Source organism: Rufibacter sediminis, assembly GCF_014269285.1.
Lineage (GTDB): Bacteria > Bacteroidota > Bacteroidia > Cytophagales > Hymenobacteraceae > Nibribacter > Nibribacter sediminis.
Genome location: NZ_JACOAF010000032.1, coordinates 1 through 19788, shown reverse-complemented (window position 1 = coordinate 19788; position 19788 = coordinate 1). Strand labels below are relative to the sequence as shown.

Below are 19788 nucleotides of genomic sequence, written 5' to 3'. Positions count from 1 at the left end.
GGCCGCCCTTCTGGCTTTAGGGAGATCAAGTAAACGTTACCGCGAGATGGCAATCACAAAGGAAAGCACCGTCAAGATAATCCCGATCATGAAAATAGTGTAGGAGATGCGCAACAGCCGGTACTTGTTCTTGAGCACGTCACCCAGATAATAGATGTCCGTGATCATGTTGTTGTAGAGGGCGTTTTTGTCGCGCATGATGTCATGCATGCCGTTCTGGAAATCCTCCAGCGAGATTTTGGTGAAGTTTCCGAAAAACAGCAGGTTAATGCGGCGGCTGGTGAGCTTGTCTGGCCGAAGCCGGAAACTGGTCACCTCGGGCTGCGCCGAGATAATGGCCGAAATCACCGACGCCAGCGTGGTGGCCAGCAGAATGCCCACCGGAATCATCAGGATGGGGTTGCGGGTAAACTCGGCCCCAATGATGGAAGACTTGGTTCCCAGATACGTGATGATGATGGACATGATGATGGCATTGAGACTGATCATCATGTTGGCCTTGTTGTCTGCGATGGCGCTCAAACTGATGTGGTTGTCATAGGTGCTCTTGAACATGGTTTCAATACCACGTTTGGGCTGCGCCAGATCCTCACGGTTCTTCTTCTCCTTTTTCTTCTTCTTCTTGGCCAGCTCCAGCTGATGGGTGCGCTGCGCCTGAATGTTCTTGCTGAGCTGCTTGGAGAATTTCGCCTGCGCCGGCTGCGTCCGGAAGGAAACCGACAGCAGGAAGTCCAGTTGGTACTGGGCCCACTCCAGGTCAGAAAAAGTGCGGTTCTGGAAGATCTCCCATTCCACGCGCAGCAGCTCGGCCGTCGCAAAAAAAGTGTCTTTTCCTATGTTGGCGATGTCCGCGTCTACCAGAATGTCTTCCAGCAGGTGATGCGTGATCTGGTTCTGCTTGGTGGCCATGATACAGCGGTTCACCTGCAGAATTTTGTCCTCGGGGTATTTCTCGGCGCGCAGAAAAGCCGTGGCAATCTCTACGCTCTCGTCTTCATGGTTCTCGTACGTGGTAATGTAGCCGGTGTCATGAAACCAGGCGGCCAGCATCAGGATCTCCATTTCTTCCGGGGCCAACGTGTAGCCCTGGGCCAGTTCCCTGGCCTCTTTTACCACCTCAAACGTGTGTTTGTAGTTGTGGTAAACCAATTTCTTAGATAGTTTCTCTTTGAAAAGCGTGAACACGTAGTTGCCGGCTTTTCTGATGAGATCTTCGTTTTCCATAAAGTAGGTGAGAGCGATATTGCCCGTAGCACTTGTCTGAAAGCAACAAAATGGCTGCTTTTGATATAGTTGAATCCAAAGGTCTACAACGCGAAATCACCTCCCAAGGTTAGCTGAATTCACGTCCTGGGCTCCGTATTTATTCACGCCTACTGGTAAAGGAAGTCTGGTTTCAGGGCTGTTTTTGAAAAATAGGCCTTAAAACAGGGGCGGCTGGCGTGGGGTAAACGGAACATCGGTCCGGTTCTCTGTAAATGCCACTTCAGCGGTAAGTGATTCTTAGTGAGTGCGCTGGTATGGTTCTGCCGGACAGGTCTCCGGCGGTTCTTTCTCTCAATCTGCGTTCCGGGGCTGGTTTTCTGAAAACGGCCTTAAAACGCAGACTTCGCAAATTTTATTTTTCCGAGGATCAAAGAAGCCGCCCGGTTGCAAATTCTGCCAACCCTAAGCCCTGTACGTACGTCATAGAGGCAAATATTGTGTAGAAGCTATTTAAGCCGAACAGGATAATCCAAGAAGGCCGTGCTCCGTATAAAGAGCAGCTTTCACGGCTTTGAGTTTTTTGCCAGCTTCTTTCCTCCAAGGGAGTACGCAGATTGAAGAGCGTTGCCATCTAACTATTCATGAAGAAAAAATACAGTCTCCTCTTTTTACCGTTTGCTGTTTTCTGGCTGGTGCAGGCCTGTACCACCTCCAAACCTTATTACGCCCGCAATGTGGTGGACTGGCAAAACCAGACGCCCAAAGACACCTCCGAGATTATCTACAGCGTCTTCCTGATCGGGGATGCCGGGGCGCCGCTCACCGATAAGCCTGACCCCACCCTCATGCACCTGAAGTCGCAGATTGACCGGGCCGGGGAGAAAAGTGCCGTGGTGTACCTGGGCGATAACATCTACCACAACGGCCTACCCGAGCCGGATGCCTATGACCGGAAAACCGCCGAGGAGCGGATGAAGGCGCAGTTGGATATCTTAAAGGGCTACAAAGGCGAGAAATACATGATCCCGGGCAACCACGACTGGGGCGGCGGCAGCGGCACCCCCGATGGCTGGAACGCCGTGGTGCGCGAAGAGCGGTTCGTGGAAGAATACCTCGCCGACAGTAACATTGTGGTGGGCACCGACTTCTTCGTGCCCGGCAACGGCTGCCCCGGTCCTTTTGAGGTTTTGGTGGAGGAGGAGATCGTCCTGATCGCGCTGGATTCCCACTGGTGGCTGCACCCCTATGACAAACCTTACGGCGACGACAACCCCTGCGGCGTGACCAGTGAGGTAGACGTGCTGGTGCAACTGGAAGACATCATCCAGAAAAACAAAGACAAAAACATTGTGGTGGTAGGGCACCACCCGCTGTTCAGTAACGGTATCCACGGCGGGTATTTCACCCTCACAGATCACTTGTTCCCGCTTACCATCCTCCGGAAAGGCTGGGTGCTGCCGCTGCCCGTCATCGGGTCCATTTATCCGCTGGCGCGGAAGTACGGCGGTATTGCCCAGGACATTCCGCACCCCAGCTACCAGGCCTACATCAATGGCCTCCTGAAGGTCTTCAATAAATATGACAACATCGTTTATGCCGCCGGGCATGAGCACAACCTGCAGTATTTCAAGCAAGGCAAGTTGCCACACATTGTGAGCGGGGCCGGTTGCAAGACCCAGCACGTGAAAAACGGCGGCGATGCGCTCTACGCTGAGAAATCACAGGGCTACGCCAGAATCAACTACTACAAGAACGGCGAGGCCTGGGTTGAATTCTGGGCCAAGAACGACGATGAAGAACCCGCCAGGCTGTCGTTCAGGATGCCCATGTACGCCAAGACCAAGCCAGAGGCAGAGCAGATCGCCGTTTCCAAGGAAGATTATAAAGACAGCACCATCACGGTGCCGGCCAATGCCGCGTATGGCGTGGGTGCCTTCAAAAAAGGTTTGTTGGGAAACCACTACCGCAGAGAATGGCAAACCCCGGTGAACATTCCCATGCTGGACCTGCAACGGGAGAGAGGCGGCTTGGTGCCGTATCAGAAAGGCGGCGGAAAACAGACGTCTTCCCTGAAACTCCGCAACGAAGAAGGCCGCGAATACACGCTGCGCTCGGTGAACAAAGACCCAACCAAAGTGTTGCCAGTGGCCTTGCAGGAAACCTTCGCCCGGGATTTATTACAGGACCAGATTTCGGCGCAGCACCCATACGGCGCGTTGATCTCCGCGAAACTAGCCGACATTGCCGGGGTGTACCACACCAATCCCAAGCTGGTCTACATTCCCAGTGATCCGCGCCTGCGTCAGTACCTGGACGAGTTCAACAACACCGTGGCCTTTCTGGAGGAAGATCCAGACGAAGACCATTCAGACGTAGCCAGCCTGGGCAACGCCACCAACATCATCGGGACGGAGAAACTGCTGGAACGCAAACGCAATGACCATGACAACCAGGTAGACGAGCAGGAATTTGCCCGCGCCCGCCTCCTGGACATGCTCATTGGCGACTGGGACCGCCACGAAGGGCAGTGGCGCTGGGTGGAAACCAGATCCGGCGAGGACAACCGGTATTACCGGCCGGTGCCCGAAGACCGTGACGTGGCGTTCTTCAAAGCCGATGGCATCATTCCCTGGCTGGTGAGCCGACGGTGGGCGGTGCGTAACTTCCAGCACTTCGGCAAAGACTTCGGCGATTACAAAGGCCTTAACCTCACGGCGCTAACCGTAGACCGTACCTTCCTGTCCAGCGTGACCCGTGACCAATGGGTGAAACTGGCTAACGAGCTGAAAACCGCCATGACCGACCAGGCCATTGAAGAGGCCGTTCGGCAGATGCCGCCAGAGGTGTATCCTTTATCAGGCCCTGAGCTCGTTTCCAAGCTGAAATCCCGGAGAGATCTGTTGCCGCAGGTCGCCGAGAAATATTACCTGCACCTGGCCGAGGACGTGGACATTACCGGTTCAGACAAGCGCGAGAAGTTTGAGGTGCGCCGACTCTCTGACGAGGAGACGGAGGTGGTGGTGCGCAAAATCAACAAGGAGGGGAGAGTGTCAAAAGTGCTCTACCAACGGATGTTCAAAAACCGCGAAACCGAAGAAATCAGGCTGTACGGCCTGGGCGGCGATGATGTGTTTGAGGTGACCGGCAACACCAAGACGGGTCCCATGCTGCGCATCATCGGGGGCGAGGGCAATGATTCCATCTCAGACAAATCACGGGTGAAAGGTCCGGTGCACAAAACCAAAATCTATGATTTCACCGGCGAGCAGAATCAGATAGACCTAGGCCAGGAAGCCGAAGACAAAACCGAGGCCTTTGAAGACGTGAACCTCTACGACCGCGACAACTACAAAATTCCGTATTTCGGGCCGCGGCTGTCTCTGGAGTACAACGTGGACGATGGTTTGTTTGTGGGCGGCGGGGTTTTGTACCGCAACCACAAGTTCCGGAAACAGCCGTACGCTTCTGAGCATTTCCTGCGCGCCAACTACGCCTTTGCCACCCGCGCCTACAACATCAGGTATGACGGTGAGTTCAAGCAGGTCTTCAATGACAAACTGGATTTGGGCGTGAAAGCGGCCATTTTCGGGCCGCAGTACCAGATTAACTTCTTCGGGCTGGGCAATGAAACCGAGCAAACCCGTGAAATCAAAGACTACCGCGTGCGGCAGAGCAGAATGATGGTGTCGCCTACCTTGAACACCAGTTTCACGCACTTCGTGCGGATGGGAATCGGGCCGTTCTATGACCGCTATGAGCTGCGGCATTATCCGGGCCGGTACGTGGAAGACATTCTCCCCGAGGAGGCGTTTGGGGTGGAGCAGTTTACCGGGGTAAGGGCTTTCCTGAATCTGCAGGCGGTGAGCACGCCCATCAACCCGCGCATCGGTCTTAAGTGGCTGAACGAGTTCTCTTATACCCACCAGCTAGGCGGCGAGCGCCGGAAATTCGGTCATCTGGGTTCTGAGTTCATGTTCTACATCGGGCCGCGGCTGCCGTTCCAGTTAACCTTGGCGGCCCGCCTGGGCGGCGCGCACAACATCGGGGATTTCCCGTTCTACCAGGCCAACACCTTGGGCGGGCTCACCAATCTGCGCGGCTACCGGCGGACCCGCTTTGCCGGGCGCACCTCGGTTTACCAGAACACCGAGATCCGGATGGAGCTCTTCAAGTTCAACGTGTACCTGTTCCCGGGCAAGTTCGGGATCATGGGCTTGATGGACCACGGGCGCGTCTGGGCCGATGGCGAATCGTCTGACAAAATCCACCGGGGCTGGGGCGGCGGTATCTGGATCGATGTCCTGAAGCAGGCCGTGATCAACGCCACCTATTCCATTGGTGAAGAAGATAAACTGGTCAACGTAAACTTTGGCTTCCTCTTTTAACATGGCTGCTATTACATTTTCAACCTTTGAAGTCTCTTGCAGGAAGCGGCTTTTCACGCTCCTGGCTGTTTTGGGCCTGTTTTCTCTAAAAGGGCCGGTAAACGCGCAGGGGCTCTTCTCAGATTCTTTGCGGGCGGCCCGAGACACATCAGACGCGCAGGAGTTGGCCAACCCGTCTGTGCTGGGCATGGGCAAGAGCAAGGGAATCATCATCCGGTATGAGCGGCTGCCGCGGTTTGGCATGCACTCCCGGGGCCAGCAGAGCAATGTGGAAGATGCCCGCGCCGATGTGCTCCGCAGCAACCGATTTGAGTTCAAGGCCTATGCGCCGCTGGTGAACAACCCGCATTTTAAACTGGTGCTGGGCGGAGGATATTTTCTGGAGGAGTTCAACTATGAGAAGCCAGACCAGCAGCCGTACCCATTGTACCAGCGGCTGCAAGACAAGAACCTGCGTTCCCTGGACGGGCAACTGATCATGTTGCGGCCCATCAACCACCGCAATTACCTCATCTTCCGGGTGAAGGGCGAGCTGAACGGTGATTACGGCAAATACAGTGACATCAGCCTCACGCGGTATCTGAGAACGTCCATGGAAGCGATCTACGGCTGGAAGAAAAGCCCTTACCTCTCGTACGGGGTGGGCGTGCAGCTGGGCTATGCCTTCGGGCGGCAGACCATTTACCCGGCTTTGCTCTACAACCGCACCTTCAACGACAAGTGGGGCGTGGAAGCCATCTTTCCGGCCAACGTGACGTTCCGGCGGAACTTCTCCGAGAAATCATTGCTGTACATGGGCTATCGCATAGACGGGGCCACCTACAACATCAACATCAACACCGAGCCCTTCAGCCAGTACGAAACCGTGGAGCTACGCAAATCGGAGATCAAGGGAAGGGTGCGCTGGGACCGCGAAATCTATGATTTCCTCTGGTTCGGGCTGGAAACGGGGTACCGCTACAACCACAAATTTGACTTGTACGATGGCCGCAAGCGCACCGCAAGCCCGCTAATAGAAACCCACATCAAAGACGCGATGTTCTTCAACGTGGAGCTGTTCCTGGTGCCGCCGCGCCGCTTCCTGAAGCAATAGCGTTTCGGGGCTCTTTTCTGAAAAACAGCCCCGAAACCGTCTTCTACTTCGTCCTAAAATCAAAAGCCCGCCGCCTGTTATATCAAGTACAGGCGGCGGGCTTTTTAGTAGCGGATGAGGGATTCTCCGGATGCTTTACTCGGCTGAGAATCCCGCTTGGGTAGCTTGGTTTTTCAGAAGTTGATACGTATCGCCTTGGGCGTGCACAGAAACCGAAGGATCGTCAGAAACCCAGTACTGGTTGTCTGAGAGACGGGATTTCTGGTTGTCTTTCATGTGCATGTCCAGAATATGCCTGATTTCCTGGCGTAGCACAGGATTGTAGAGCGGGAACGCCACTTCTACCCGGCGGCTGAGGTTCCGGTTCATCCAGTCCGCTGACGCGACAAAGACTTTCTCCTCTCCGTTGTTGCCAAACACGTAAATGCGGCCGTGCTCCAGGTAGCGATCCACAATGCTGCGCACGGAAATGTTCTCACTTAAGCCCGGTACGCCGGGAATGAGGCTGCAGACGCCCCGCACCAGCAATTCAATCCTGACCCCGGCCTGGCTGGCCTCGTACAGCTGCTGAATCATGCGGCTGTCCTGCAGCGCGTTCATCTTAGCGATGATGTACGCCGGTTTCCCTGTTCGGGCCAGTTCCATTTCGTGCTGGATCAGGCTGTTGAGGCCGTCACGCAGGTTGAAGGGCGCCACCAGCAGGTGTTCAAACGTCAGGTTACGGTCACCGTCTACCAGAAAATGGAAGACCTTGGTGAGCTCGTTGGTAAGCCGTGTATCGGTGGTGAAAAGGGCGTGATCGGTGTAGATGAGTGAGGTTTTCTCGTTGTAGTTCCCGGTGCTCAGGTAAGCGTACTGGACCGCCTGCCCGTCTTCCTGCCGCGTCACCAACCCAATTTTGCTGTGGACTTTCAGGTCTGGTACGCCGTAAATCACGTTGGCACCAGCTTGTTCCAGTTTGCTGCCCCAGTAGATGTTGGATTCTTCGTCAAAACGGGCTTTCAGTTCCACCACCGCGGTCACCAGTTTTCTGTGCTCGGCCGCCTTGATCAGAGCCTTGGCTACCTTGGACTTGTCTGCCACGCGGTACAGCGTCACACTGATGCTGGTAACGGCCGGGTCCACGGCTGCCTCCTCCAGAAACCGGAGCACGTAGTCAAACTTCTGGTACGGGTAGTGCACCAGAAACTCCTGCTTTTTCATGGCTTCCAGCAGGCTGGGTTCGTTTTCCAGCGCGGAATGGGGCAGGGGAGGCTGCAAGGCATAGTACAGGTGCGGCATCTGGAACTTCGGAAACCCGAAGAAATCCCGGAAGTTATGGAAACGGCTGCCCGGTACTAGTTCATCGGTGGTGATGCCAATGCGGTCCAGCAGCACGTGCAGCATGGGCTCTGGTGTCTCCGGGTCATAGAGCAGGCGGCTGGGGCGGCCTTTCTCCCGTTTTTTGAGGCTTTTCTTGATTTTGGCCATTAAATTGCCCGATACCTCTTCTTCAATGTCCAGCTCGGCATCGCGGGAGAGTTTCACGGCATAGGCTTCTACCTGGGCGTAGCCCGGGAACAGCTCCGGCAAACCCAACCGGATCACGTCGTCCAGCAGCATGACATAGTGCTCGCCCTGCTCCACGGGGAGCTGCACAAAGCGGCCGCCGTGCTTCTGCGTGGGGATTTCCAGCAGAGCGTACTGCTCCGGAGCCGTCTCCTGCTCTGCTTTGGGCTGGAGGCGCACCATAAAGTACACCGTCTGGTCTTTCAGGAAAAGCGCACTGTGGTTGGTGCTGAAGATGATGGGCACCAGCAGCGGTTTTATCTTATGCCGGAAATAATCCAGCGCCATGGCTTTTTGCCCGTCAGAGCATTGGCGCTCGTCAATGAGGTGGATGTGCTCTTTGCGGAGCTCGGGAAGGAGCTCGTTCCGGAAAACCTGGCCAAACTCTTTCTGCTGGCGGGTCACTTCAGTGATGACTTCCTCCAGGCCGGGCAGCGGCCCGTCTTCCACCTTTTCGCGGGTTTTCTTTTTGAGCGTGCCCAGGCGGCGCAGAGTGGCCACCCGCACCTTGAAGTACTCGTCCAGGTTGGAGGAAAAGATGGCCATGAAGTTCAGGCGCTCCAGCAAGGGCACGCGTGGGTCTTTGGCTTCCTGCAAAACGCGGTAGTTGAAAGCGAGCCAGCTCAGCTCCCGGCTGATAAGCGGGGTCTGGCTGACTGGGGAAGAACTGGCGAGGTCAATGTTGTCTTGTTCGGCCATTCAAATGGGATTGGGCGTGGTGGGGGCAGGCACGCGTTTAGCGATAGTTTTTAGGAAAATCGAGGAAAAGTAGCTTGGCGTTGTCGCGGGAGACTTCGCCCCAGTAGCCGCAGTCAAAACTGATGCCCACCACACCGGCCGTGGGAAGGTTGGCGATGCTCTTCTCGGGGCTGAGTTGGTTGGCTACCTCGGTGAACGCCGGGTTGTGGCCAACCAGCATCACGTAGTTGTATTCATCTGGCAGGGACCGGATAAAGCCGATCAGGTCCTCGGAGGAAATCATGTACAGTTCTTCCTGCACCCCAATCTTCTCCGTGGCGAACTGAAGTTCCTTGGCTACCAGCGTGGCGGTGGTGATGGCCCTGACGGCCGAGCTGGAAATGACCATGTCCAGCTTTATTTCTCTTTCCACCAGTTCCTGGCCCATGAGCGGAGCATCTGCCCGACCTCTTTTGTTGAGTGGTCGGTCATGGTCACTGAGCTCCTCATAGTCCCAACTGGATTTGGCGTGGCGTAACAGATATAACGTTTTCATTTGGCTATCATAATAGGAAAGCCACAACTGGCTTGCAGCTGTGGCTTTCCTATTTACTGATTGCGCCCGCAAATGGTTGTGCCCAAAGCACCGTCTCATCCCCGTATTTTCAAGGGAGCAACGGCCAGCCGATGTACCTCCTCTTTCTTGTGGGAAAGAGCCGGCGCGGAGCTTTCTGACGACATTCTGTTTTAGGCCCATTTTCCGAAAAACAGGCCCGAAACGGTTACTGCTCTACCTGGGGTGCATTGTTAGGGTAGCGCTCATAGTGGATCTTGGAAACCTGCTCCATGAGCACCTGCCGCAGTTCATCAATGTTGGAGCGGTTGGTGGCCGAGATAAACAACGCCAACGGAGCGTGTTCCTTGGCCATGTAAGACGATTTCAGCTCGCTGATGTCTGGCAACGCGTCTGGGTGGTCTTCCTTCAGTTCCTGCTCGCGCTGCTCCAGATACAAGTCCGTTTTGTTGAAGACCAGAATCACCGGTTTATCCGCCGACTGGATGTCTTTCAAGGTGTCGTTCACCACGGCAATGTGCTCCTCAAACGACGGGTGGGACACATCCACCACGTGCAGCAGCAGATCAGACTCCCGGATTTCGTCCAGGGTGGACTTAAAGCTCTCGATCAGTTTGGTGGGTAGTTTTCTAATGAACCCTACCGTGTCTGAAAGCAGCAGCGGAATGTTCTCGATGACCATCTTGCGCACCGTGGCGTCTACCGTGGCAAACAGTTTGTTCTCGGCGAAGACATCGGCTTTGGTGAGCAGGTTCATGAGCGTTGATTTGCCCACGTTGGTGTAGCCTACCAAAGAAACCCGCACAATGCCTGAGCGGGACTTGCGCTGCTCATAGTTCTGCTTCTCAAACTTCTCCAGCTTCTCTTTGAGTAACGAGATCTTGTCCCGCACAATCCGTCTATCGGTCTCAATCTCCGTTTCACCTGGTCCGCGCATGGCCACGCCCCCACCTTTCTGGCGGCTTAAGTGGGTCCACATGTTGGTCAGGCGGGGCAGGAGGTAGCGGTACTGGGCTAGTTCTACCTGCGCCCGGGCCGTGGCCGTCTGGGCGCGCAGCGCGAAGATGTCCAGGATGAGCAAGCTGCGGTCGATGATCTTCACTTCCAGTTCCCGCTCCAGGTTACGCACCTGCGAGGGGGAGAGGTCATCGTCAAAAATGACCATGTCTACCTTGTGCTCTTTCACGTAGGCGATGATCTCTTCCAGTTTGCCCTTGCCCACGTAGGTTTTGGCGTCTGGTTTGTCCAGTTTCTGCACAAAGCGTTTGAGGGCTTTGGCACCCACGGTCTCGGTCAGGAAGGCGAGCTCATCCAGGTACTCTTTGGTTTTTTCATCGGTCTGCCGATACTCCGGAACGGCCACCAATACGGCGGTTTCCTGTTCTTTGGCAGTGATATGGAGTTGGTTCTTCATGTAGTAAAATTACTTTTTAAGCATGGTGGAATAGAGGGCCAGCGTCTCTATCTCCTGTTCGGAGAGTTGGGAGCCGTAACCCGGCATCAGTCCGCGGCCATTGGCGATCACGTTCCGGCGCTCTTCCACGGTTAAGTTGCTTTGTTGCAGGTTCACAGCGCCCCCGGTTCCTTTCTGGCCGTCTTCCCCGTGGCAGTTGGCGCACAAAGCGGTATAGATGGCCTTGGTGTTTTCCAGTTGCGTGCCTTCTAGTTGCGCTAGAATGGGGTGGCTGGCCTTTTCCGGGTCAGGAGAGGCGGTGCCTACTTCCCCGTTGGGGGAAACGGCCACGGCTTCGCCTTTATCAGGACGCATTTTCAGGCTTTTGGTTTCGGCTATGCCGTACACATACAGGAAAATAAGCAGCCCCACCGCCGTAATGACTTTGCTGTGCCGCTTGATTCCCACCACAGCCAGCGGAATAGCGGCCAGCACCAGCCCCACTTTCACCAGAAGCCAGGTGGGCAGCGGCCCGTTGTAGTTGAATATCAGGTACCCGCCAGAAGCCAGAATAAGCGTACCAAACACTATGTCCAGCATCTTGGTGGAGGTGCGGGTTCTGTTCAGGCTGTGATGCTTGTTGAGGAAAAGCTGAAACGCCTTGATCAGAAACAAGATCAGAAACAGGATGACAACCAGAACGTGGATATGCAAAAAAGCGGTGGTCATGGAACGGAAAGGCGGAAACCCACCAATGGTTTGGTGCAAAGTAAACACAATGGGGCTGAAAACCGATAAACCGCAACAGATTCTACGCGTAGGAGCGGGTTGCAGCCAAATCTGCTGCTATCTTTGCCTTTTGCTTGATCCTAGCCCATGCGTATTGCCATTGTCATCAACAAATCCTGGAACATCTTCAATTTCCGCCTCAGCTTAGTCAAAGCTTTGCTGGCCGCCGGGCACGAAGTAGTCGCCATCGCCCCCGAGGATGCTTATTCGGCCAAACTGGTGGCTGAGGGCTGCAAATTTGTACCGCTGCCCATGGAGAGCAAGGGAACCAACCCGCTCAAAGACATGCTGCTGGTGGGCAAGTTCCTGAAGGCCTATAAAGCCGTGAAGCCCGATGTGATTCTGCAGTACACCATCAAACCCAACATTTACGGGTCCATGGCGGCTAAGCTGGCCGGTATCCCCACCGTCAACAACGTGTCTGGCTTGGGAACGGTGTTCATCGTGGAGAACCTGGTGTCTAAAATCGCGATGGCGCTGTACCGCTTCTCGTTCCAGTTTCCGGCCAAGGTGTTTTTCCAGAACTCTGATGACAAAGCCCTGTTCCTGGAGCGCAAACTGGTGCGCGAGTCCATCACCGAGGTCATTCCCGGCTCCGGCATTGATACCAAGCGGTATGTTCCCGCGCCTGAGTTCAAACGCCAGACGCCGTTTGTGTTCCTGATGGTGTCACGCGCGCTGTATGAAAAAGGCCTGGTGGAGTACGTTGAGGCAAGCAAAATCCTGAAAGCGAAATACCCCGATGTCCGGATCCAGCTCCTGGGCGGCATTGATGAGGAAGGGAACATCGGGATCAAGCGCGTTCTGGTAGAGCAGTGGGCGAAGGAAGGCTGGCTGGAGTACCTGGGAACTTCTGATAACGTGGCCGGCGTCATGCACGCCGCCGACTGCGTGGTACTGCCTTCTTACCGCGAAGGCACGCCCCGCACCTTGCTGGAAGCCGCCGCGTTGGCCAAGCCTATTGTCACCACCAACGTGCCCGGCTGCAAAGAAACCGTGGTAGACGGCTACAACGGCTATCTCTGCGAAGTCCGCAACGGTGCTGACCTGGCCGCTAAAATGGAACAGGTGTATCTCTTGTCAGATGCCGCCCTCCAAACCATGGGCCAGAACAGCCGCCGCCTGGCCGAAGAGAAATTCGACGAGAAGTTTGTGATAGATCGCTATTTTGCCGCCATTGAAAGTGCAACCGGCAAAGTAGCCAGAAAAGTAGATGTAAATCAATAATTATATATATATATTGGATTGAAATATTGCAATATGGTGGTTTCTGGATATCACTGCCATCAGAAAGACATCTACTTTTAAGTACGTATGCAAGTAAAGAACTACCCACTAGCAGGAGTTGTTGAAATCACACCTAAAGTTTTTATTGATGAACGAGGTGCTTTCCTGGAAACTTTCAGCACCCGTTTATTTTCTGACGCTGGTATCACCGATACGTTTGTCCAGGATAACAAATCTATCTCCAAAAAAGGTGTACTGCGAGGATTACATTTCCAGAAGCCACCCTTTGCACAGGCCAAATTGGTAAGTGTGATCTCGGGAAGAGCGTTAGATGTAGTAGTGGATATCCGCAAAGATTCGCCTACTTACGGGCAGCACGTCACTTGCCTGCTGGACGCTGAAAAGCACAACTGCTTTTTCATTCCCATCGGGTTTGCGCACGGATTTGTGGCGTTGGAAGAAGGCACCATTTTTCAGTACAAGTGCAGCAACTACTACCACAAAGAATCTGAGGGCGGCTTGCTCTGGAATGACCCCGCGCTAGGAATTGACTGGGGAATTGAAAATCCGCTCGTCTCTGAGAAAGACGAAATCCTGCCTACGCTGGAAGGATTCAAATCACCTTTTTAGGCACTGCTTTGACTGGTTTTAAGCCTCACAGGTCCCTAAGATCTGTGAGGCTTTTTTGTTTTGCGGCTGTTTTTAAGAAAGGAGGCTTGAAACGGGATTGGCGGAGACACTCGTTGGAGCTGCGCACACTACGAGGTCTTGGGAGGAAGCATTATTACAAGTAGAATCTTGGTTTCTTTTCTGATTAAAAATTCAAACGGGCCATACGATTGATTCAAACCTGTGAAGTTTTCAAAACCTCACAGGTTTTTCCTTTTTGGTACTTCCTTTCAGAAAACAAGCCTAAAACAATGCATCACCATTCGAGCGTTAAATTTAACGCAAAAGACCTCGTAGTGTCTAGAGGTCCTACGAGCGTCTTTCGCCAATTGCGTTTCAGGCCTGTTTTGCAGAAAATAGGTCTGAAAAGGAATCCTTACAACAAGTTCACCACTGTTTCCAACCCAATACCGCGGGAGCCTTTGATTAGTACATGGCTGTTTCTGACCGGATGATCGGTGAGCCATTGTTCCAGGGCGCTTTTCTCGGCGAAGTAGCGGAAGTCGGGGTTGACCTCGGCGGCGTAGCGCATTTCCTTTCCGCAGAGGAACACCTGCGCGAAGTTCTGCTGGTGCAGTTGCTCGCCCAGGGCGCGGTGTTCCGCTTCCGATTCCTGGCCCAATTCCAGCATATCACCCAAAATCACTACCTTGGATTCACCGGCCATCTGCGCGAAATTGGAAACCGACAGCGCCATGGAGCTGGGGTTGGCGTTGTAGGCATCCAGCAGAATGGTGTTGGTGTCTTTCTGCACAATCTGAGAGCGGTTGTTGGTGGGCACGTACCCGGAAATGGCGGCGTTGATCTGCTCGTGCGGAACCCCAAAAAACTGCCCTAGACAGGCCGCCGCCATCATGTTCTCAAAGTTGTAGGAGCCCATCAGGTGGGTGTGCACTTCCTCGCCGTTGGCGGCGCGGTAAATGACCTGCGGAGCCGCTTGCAGCAACTCGGCAGAATAATCGTCCTGGGGTTGATAATAAGTGACTTTACGCGCGATTCTGCGTACCATGCGCATGAGGTGTTCGTTAGAAGTATTCACGAAGACGGTACCCTCGGCTTTGTCCAGGTGCAGGTACAGTTCGCTTTTGGTGCGGGCCACGCCTTCCAGGCTCCCGAAACCTTCTAAATGCGCTTTCCCGATGTTGGTGATGAGGCCGTGGGTAGGCAGCGCGTAGGAGCAGAGCTCGGCGATGTCGCCGGGGTGGTTGGCGCCCATTTCAATGATGGCCAGCTCGTGCTCCGGCTGAATGCTGAGCAGGGTAAGCGGCACGCCGATGTGGTTGTTCAGGTTACCTTTGGTGCAGAGCACGTTGAATTTCTGGCTGAGCACCGCATTGATAAGTTCTTTGGTAGTGGTCTTGCCGTTGCTGCCCGTGATCCCGATAATGGGGATGCTCAGTTGTAACCGATGGTGCAGCGCCAGGGCCTGCAACGCCTTCAGCGTGTCCTCCACCTGGATAATATTAGGCCCGGTGATGGTAGGGTCTTGCACCACCGCGTAGCGGGCCCCCTTTTCCAGCGCCATTTGGGCAAACTGGCTGCCTTTGAAGTTGGGGCCGTCCAACGCAAAAAATAACGTATTGTCTTGTTCCGCCCGGGAATCAGTGCTTACTTTCCGGCATTCCAGGTATTTTTGATACAGGTGCTCCACTAGCTCCGCCATAGAATAGAGTTGTTTTTACGTCTAGGATACGAATAAATGAACAGAGCATTAAAGGTACTAGCCTTTTTCTTAAGTTGGATAAGTGGACCCTTGCAAACTGCCTGGGCGCAGAATCCCGTCCGGCTGCAGGAGGTAGCCGGGCCAGCGGTTCAGAACGCCGGTCAGTCCCTGCGCCTGCCGTGGGCCGGAGGCTTTAACAGCCCGCAATTCTCGGCCATCGACCTGAACCGTGACGGGCAACAGGACCTCTTCGTCTTTGACCGGAGCTCGCAGCGCGTCGTTACTTTTCTGGCGGTGCAAACCAACGGGGTTTGGGCCTACCGGCACGCGCCGCAGTACGAGAATTCTTTTCCCAAAGGCCTCCGGTTTTTCGCGCTGCTCCGCGATTTCAACTGCGATGGTGCCCCAGATCTGTTCACCGCCTCCAGCCAGGGAATTGTGGTGTACACCAATACTTCCTCGGCCAGTGCCGGGCTTCAGTTCGATCTCACCCATCCGGCCATTTATTTCAACACCGATGCCAATTTACTGGTGGGGGCCGAGGACATGCCCGCCATTGTGGACATGGACGGCGACGGCGACCTGGACATTCTCACTTGGGAGTGGTCTAACGGCACCACGCTGGAGTATTACCGCAATGAACGCGTAGAGCGCGGGCTGGTCTGCAACACCCTCACATTTACCCGGGTCTCTACCTATTGGGGGCAGGTGACGCGATGCGTGGGCGCCTGCAACCGCTATCGGTTCAATGAAAGCTGCCCGTCCACGAGCCACATTGGCGGTTCCAGCGTCTTGCCCCTGGATCTGGACGCGAACGGAGTCCTGGATTTGCTCGTGGGCCACGACGACTGCCCTGATCTGGTGAGCCTCTACAACAGCGGCACCAACGTGCAGCCTAAAATCACCCAGGCCGAATACAATCTGCCGCCCGACATCACGGGGCAGCAGTTCAGCGTTTTTCCCGCGGCTTATTACCTGGATGTCACCTTTGACAACATCCCTGATCTGGTGGTGGCGCCCAACATGACCTCCAACTCGCACCAGAACGTCAACCTGAAGAACTCGGTGTGGGTGTACCCCAACACCGGAACCACCACGCAACCCGACTTTGCAAGCCAGAAGCAGCCTTTTCTGCAAGATCAGATGCTGGACGTAGGCGAGGGAGCCGCCCCCGCCCTGGCAAACCTCACCGGAAACGAAGCCTTGGATCTGCTGGTGGGCAACACTGCCGTGCTGGAGAACGGCCGCTACGCCGCCTCGCTCACCCTGTTCCAGAACAAAGGCACCTCCGCGGAGGCGCAGTTTGAGGCCGTTTCCACGGATTACCTGGGCTTCGGCGCTTTGGGCCTGCTTTCGCTAAACCCCCAGCTTTTGGACCTCAACGCCGACGGCAAAACGGACCTGGCCTGGAGTGCTTACCGGCAAGCGGGCAATACCATGGAATTCAAGTACCTGCTGAACGAGGCCGCCGCCGGGCAACCCGCCCAATACACGCTCGCCAACGCCGTGGCCATTCCTGGGATTTTGCTATTCCGGGGAGACACTCCCTGCCTCTATGATGTAGACGCTGATGGCAAGATAGATGTGCTCATCGGCCGCTCCTCCGGGGGGTTAACTTATTACCGCAACACCGGCACCAGCACCAATCCCACCTGGGTTTTGGTCTCGGATGCCTTGGGCGGGCTGGCCACCGATGTGGAGCGGCGCAGACTACAAGTAACCGTAAGCGATATCAACCAGGACAACCAACCCGATCTACTGGCCACCGATGACAGCGGAAAACTGCGGGTATTCCCCGGTTTTCAGGCCCATCTGACGGGTACTTTCCCGGTGGTGGAGAACCTGCTGTGGCAACCCATTGCCCAGCAGTACGGCGAGGCGAACTTCGGAACAGGCATGATTCTGGCCGCTGCCAACCTGGATGCCCATGCCTTCCCCGAACTCCTGATCGGGACGCACGCGGGCGGCCTTCGGTTTGTGAAAGCCATCGCTGAACCTTTGGGCGTGGAGAACCCGGCAGAAGAACTCTCGTTTGGCAAGGTTTTCCCAAATCCAGCCGATAAATCGGTGCAGCTCATCACGGAGAAGAACGCGATTTACCAACTGCACAACGTGGCGGGCGCTCTCCTCCAGAAAGGCAACACCACCGCCGGGAAAGAGCAAACCATCTCCACCGCCTCCTTGCCCGTTGGCCTCTATCTGCTGCGGGTGCAAACCGCTGATGGGCGTGCCGTCACGCATAAACTGGTGGTGAAGCACTAAGAAGTAATGATGCAATAGAAAAGAGGAACCTGTTTCAAGGCTGATTTATGGAAAACTGCCTTAAAACGGGTTCCTCTTTTCTATGATTTTGAACCTCTAAAATTTCCCCTTCTCTGGTTCAAGTCTGCGACTTGGACCCAAAATGATCTGAAGTTTGTAACTTCAGTGAGGCGCCAGCCTCAAAATAACTTTGTAGAGAGAATGCCAAACAGCGCTAAAGCAGCCTCTGTATAGTTCGCTCACAAGATCCTTTCAGGATGACAAATTGGGAGGGTGTGATGATAGCGTATTAGGTCGATTTCTATTCTCTAATTAATCCATTGATTCATTCACACGCTCATTCTCTCATCTATTCCTTCACACACTTATTCTCTCATCCATTCAATCACGCCGTCAATCAATCACACGTCAATGGTAAATGCATCGGCGTCAATGTCCCAGGGGAGTTTCTGGCGGGTCTCCTCCAGATGCTGGCGGGATAGGGTGATGGTGGTGACCGCTTCCTCGTATTCATGGTGTGTCAGTTCTTCGCCCAGCAGATTGTAGGCCGCCGAGTCGCCGGAATAGGCGTGGCCTTTAGCATCGGTGCCCACGCGATTCACCCCGATACAGTACGCTAAGTTCTCAATGGCACGGGCCCGTAACAGCGTCTGCCAGGCTAGGCGGCGGCGGTCGGGCCAGCTGGCGATGTAGATGAGCACATCATAGGCCATGGGCGTGTTGCGGGACCAAACCGGGAACCGAAGGTCATAACACACCAACGGGCAGATTTTCCAGCCGTTCAACTCCACAATGAGCTTCTGGGTGCCGGGGGTATAGGCCTCGCATTCACCGGCCATCCGGAAGAGGTGGCGTTTGTCATAGTGGGCGTGGGTGCCGTCGGGGCGCATCCAGAGGAGGCGGTTATAGTAGTGGCCGTTCTCTTGCATGATCAGGCTGCCCATCACTACGGCGTTGCGTTCCTGGGCCATTTGGCGCATCCAGGTCATCGTCTCGCCGCCCATTTGCTCGGCCAGCGCAGGTGCGTCCATGCTGAACCCGGTGGTGAACATCTCGGGTAGAATGATCAAATCCGTTTCGGGAAGTTGCCCGATTTTTTCCTGGAACCTGGCCCGGTTGGCGGCGGCATCATGCCAGACCAAATCTACTTGGAGAAGGGAAACGCGCAGGTCGGTCATCTGGAATCTGGTATTTGGTAGTACAAGTGAAACTGGCAGGGGGCGCCGTTGAGAGCGTGGTTTCTTTCAGGAAAGCCAACTTCTTCCCCTCCGCTACGATAAAGGTAGGTACTTACGGTTACACCAAACAATCTTCATGGAGCTTCAAAAGAAAAAAATTGCCATTGACATGGACGAGGTCATGGCAGACCCCATCGCTAAATTCATCCAGTTGTACAACCAGGATTGCGCCCTGGAGCTAACGTTGGAGGCCCTGCACGGCAAAGATGTGCACGAGGTGGTGCCGCCGGAACATTCCCACAAAGTCTGGGAGTACATCAACGCCGAGGGCTTCTTCCGTGACCTGCAGGTAATCCCAGACAGCCAGGAGGTCATCAAGGCGCTCATGGAGCAATACGAAGTCTTCATTGTGAGCGCGGGTATGGAGTTCCGCAACTCGCTCATTGACAAATTCGATTGGCTCCAGGACCATTTCCCGTTCATCAGCTGGCGCAACTACGTGCTCTGCGGCGATAAAAGCATCATCGGGGCAGATATCATGATCGATGACCGGCCGCGCAACCTGCGCACTTTCTCGGGAGACCGCAAGCTGCTGTTTACCTCGCCGCACAACGTGAACATCCACGAGTTTGAACGCGTGAGTACTTGGCGCGAAGTGGCGGAGAAGTTGTTGTAAGGAGGGCTGTTTTAAGGCTGGTTTTTGGGAAAGAGGTTAAAACCAGATGGGCTCTTTCTGTGTGCAGAGTCCCCCTTTGAAGGGGAATAGGGCCGTTACGTTCTAAAAATAGAACTGGTTCAAGTTTGCAACTTGGACCTACAATGAGCTGAAGTTTGTAACTTCAGTGAGGCGTTAGCCTCAAAAATAGGCAGTAATGGCAATGCCTCCCGCCGTTGTTGGTGTTCTCACCAACGACCATGACTGCTTTCCTTAAGCAGAGATTCCCCCTTTGAAGGGGGCGAAGGGGGATGTTTACACCTGCTGCTCCGGTTAGCTATCCGCCTTTGCTCTTCACCTCTTTCCTGCCAAGCCTCGGCGCTGGAGTCGCGGTCTGCCCGCGTTTGTCACTTTTCTCCTGGATGAGAAAAGTAACCAAAAGAATCATGAAGAAAAGAAACTCGCTGA

The 19788-nt window shown here is 54.7% G+C and carries 13 protein-coding genes; 6 read left to right on the top strand and 7 right to left on the bottom strand.

Annotated features, from left to right (window positions below; genetic code table 11):
* Nucleotides 1–36 precede the first annotated feature (36 nt).
* On the bottom strand, nt 37–1224 hold the full coding sequence (locus H7U12_RS14640) for a Pycsar system effector family protein (RefSeq protein WP_186639298.1): 1188 nt from the start codon (nt 1222–1224) through the stop codon (nt 37–39).
* A 623-nt stretch (nt 1225–1847) separates the two neighbouring features.
* Between H7U12_RS14640 and H7U12_RS14635 the strand changes: the two genes are divergently transcribed.
* Complete coding sequence (locus tag H7U12_RS14635) at nt 1848–5591, top strand: metallophosphoesterase (protein ID WP_186639296.1); 3744 nt, start codon at nt 1848–1850, stop codon at nt 5589–5591.
* Nucleotides 5592–5661: 70 nt separating this feature from the next.
* Nucleotides 5662–6684 carry a DUF6268 family outer membrane beta-barrel protein gene (locus tag H7U12_RS14630; protein ID WP_186639293.1) on the top strand — a complete coding sequence of 341 codons (1023 nt, stop codon included), beginning with the start codon at nt 5662–5664 and terminating at the stop codon, nt 6682–6684.
* A 135-nt stretch (nt 6685–6819) separates the two neighbouring features.
* Here H7U12_RS14630 and ppk1 read toward each other — a convergent pair whose 3' ends face one another.
* From ppk1 to H7U12_RS14610, 4 genes are all read right to left on the bottom strand, one after another.
* Entirely contained in the window at nt 6820–8931 is a 2112-nt protein-coding gene (gene ppk1, locus H7U12_RS14625; protein WP_186639291.1) for a polyphosphate kinase 1, read from the bottom strand.
* A gap of 37 nt (nt 8932–8968) precedes the next feature.
* Nucleotides 8969–9466, bottom strand: a complete 498-nt coding sequence (locus H7U12_RS14620) for a SixA phosphatase family protein (protein ID WP_186639289.1) — start codon at nt 9464–9466, stop codon at nt 8969–8971.
* A 226-nt stretch (nt 9467–9692) separates the two neighbouring features.
* Nucleotides 9693–10898, bottom strand: a complete 1206-nt coding sequence (gene hflX, locus H7U12_RS14615; protein WP_186639287.1) for a GTPase HflX — start codon at nt 10896–10898, stop codon at nt 9693–9695.
* A 9-nt stretch (nt 10899–10907) separates the two neighbouring features.
* Nucleotides 10908–11606 (bottom strand): SirB2 family protein, encoded by a 699-nt coding sequence (locus tag H7U12_RS14610; RefSeq protein WP_186639285.1) that lies wholly within the window; start codon nt 11604–11606, stop codon nt 10908–10910.
* 147 nt (nt 11607–11753) lie between these two features.
* On the opposite strand from H7U12_RS14610, the gene H7U12_RS14605 reads away from it, so the two are divergent.
* Nucleotides 11754–12893: a glycosyltransferase family 4 protein gene (locus tag H7U12_RS14605; RefSeq protein WP_186639283.1), complete on the top strand. Its 1140-nt coding sequence runs from the start codon at nt 11754–11756 to the stop codon at nt 12891–12893.
* An 87-nt stretch (nt 12894–12980) separates the two neighbouring features.
* Nucleotides 12981–13523 (top strand): dTDP-4-dehydrorhamnose 3,5-epimerase, encoded by a 543-nt coding sequence (gene rfbC, locus H7U12_RS14600; RefSeq protein WP_186639281.1) that lies wholly within the window; start codon nt 12981–12983, stop codon nt 13521–13523.
* A gap of 415 nt (nt 13524–13938) precedes the next feature.
* Here rfbC and H7U12_RS14595 read toward each other — a convergent pair whose 3' ends face one another.
* Nucleotides 13939–15225, bottom strand: coding sequence for a UDP-N-acetylmuramoyl-tripeptide--D-alanyl-D-alanine ligase (locus H7U12_RS14595; RefSeq protein WP_186639279.1), 1287 nt, complete (start codon nt 15223–15225; stop codon nt 13939–13941).
* Between the two features lie 90 nt (nt 15226–15315).
* On the opposite strand from H7U12_RS14595, the gene H7U12_RS14590 reads away from it, so the two are divergent.
* Nucleotides 15316–17487: a T9SS type A sorting domain-containing protein gene (locus tag H7U12_RS14590; RefSeq protein WP_186639277.1), complete on the top strand. Its 2172-nt coding sequence runs from the start codon at nt 15316–15318 to the stop codon at nt 17485–17487.
* A gap of 401 nt (nt 17488–17888) precedes the next feature.
* Here H7U12_RS14590 and H7U12_RS14585 read toward each other — a convergent pair whose 3' ends face one another.
* Entirely contained in the window at nt 17889–18665 is a 777-nt protein-coding gene (locus tag H7U12_RS14585; RefSeq protein ID WP_186639275.1) for an amidohydrolase, read from the bottom strand.
* Between the two features lie 136 nt (nt 18666–18801).
* Here H7U12_RS14585 and H7U12_RS14580 point away from each other — a divergent pair, with 136 nt between their 5' ends.
* Nucleotides 18802–19341 carry a 5' nucleotidase, NT5C type gene (locus tag H7U12_RS14580; protein WP_206683933.1) on the top strand — a complete coding sequence of 180 codons (540 nt, stop codon included), beginning with the start codon at nt 18802–18804 and terminating at the stop codon, nt 19339–19341.
* The last annotated feature ends 447 nt before the right edge of the window (nt 19342–19788 follow it).

Bases quoted from the DNA above. Each gene is read 5' to 3' on its own strand.
- H7U12_RS14640 (WP_186639298.1), bottom strand. From the start codon at position 1,224: ATGGAAAACGAAGATCTCATCAGAAAAGCCGGCAACTACGTGTTCACG.
- H7U12_RS14635 (WP_186639296.1), top strand. From the start codon at position 1,848: ATGAAGAAAAAATACAGTCTCCTCTTTTTACCGTTTGCTGTTTTCTGG.
- ppk1 (WP_186639291.1), bottom strand. From the start codon at position 8,931: ATGGCCGAACAAGACAACATTGACCTCGCCAGTTCTTCCCCAGTCAGC.
- H7U12_RS14620 (WP_186639289.1), bottom strand. From the start codon at position 9,466: ATGAAAACGTTATATCTGTTACGCCACGCCAAATCCAGTTGGGACTAT.
- hflX (WP_186639287.1), bottom strand. From the start codon at position 10,898: ATGAAGAACCAACTCCATATCACTGCCAAAGAACAGGAAACCGCCGTA.
- H7U12_RS14610 (WP_186639285.1), bottom strand. From the start codon at position 11,606: ATGACCACCGCTTTTTTGCATATCCACGTTCTGGTTGTCATCCTGTTT.
- H7U12_RS14605 (WP_186639283.1), top strand. From the start codon at position 11,754: ATGCGTATTGCCATTGTCATCAACAAATCCTGGAACATCTTCAATTTC.
- rfbC (WP_186639281.1), top strand. From the start codon at position 12,981: ATGCAAGTAAAGAACTACCCACTAGCAGGAGTTGTTGAAATCACACCT.
- H7U12_RS14595 (WP_186639279.1), bottom strand. From the start codon at position 15,225: ATGGCGGAGCTAGTGGAGCACCTGTATCAAAAATACCTGGAATGCCGG.
- H7U12_RS14585 (WP_186639275.1), bottom strand. From the start codon at position 18,665: ATGACCGACCTGCGCGTTTCCCTTCTCCAAGTAGATTTGGTCTGGCAT.
- H7U12_RS14580 (WP_206683933.1), top strand. From the start codon at position 18,802: ATGGAGCTTCAAAAGAAAAAAATTGCCATTGACATGGACGAGGTCATG.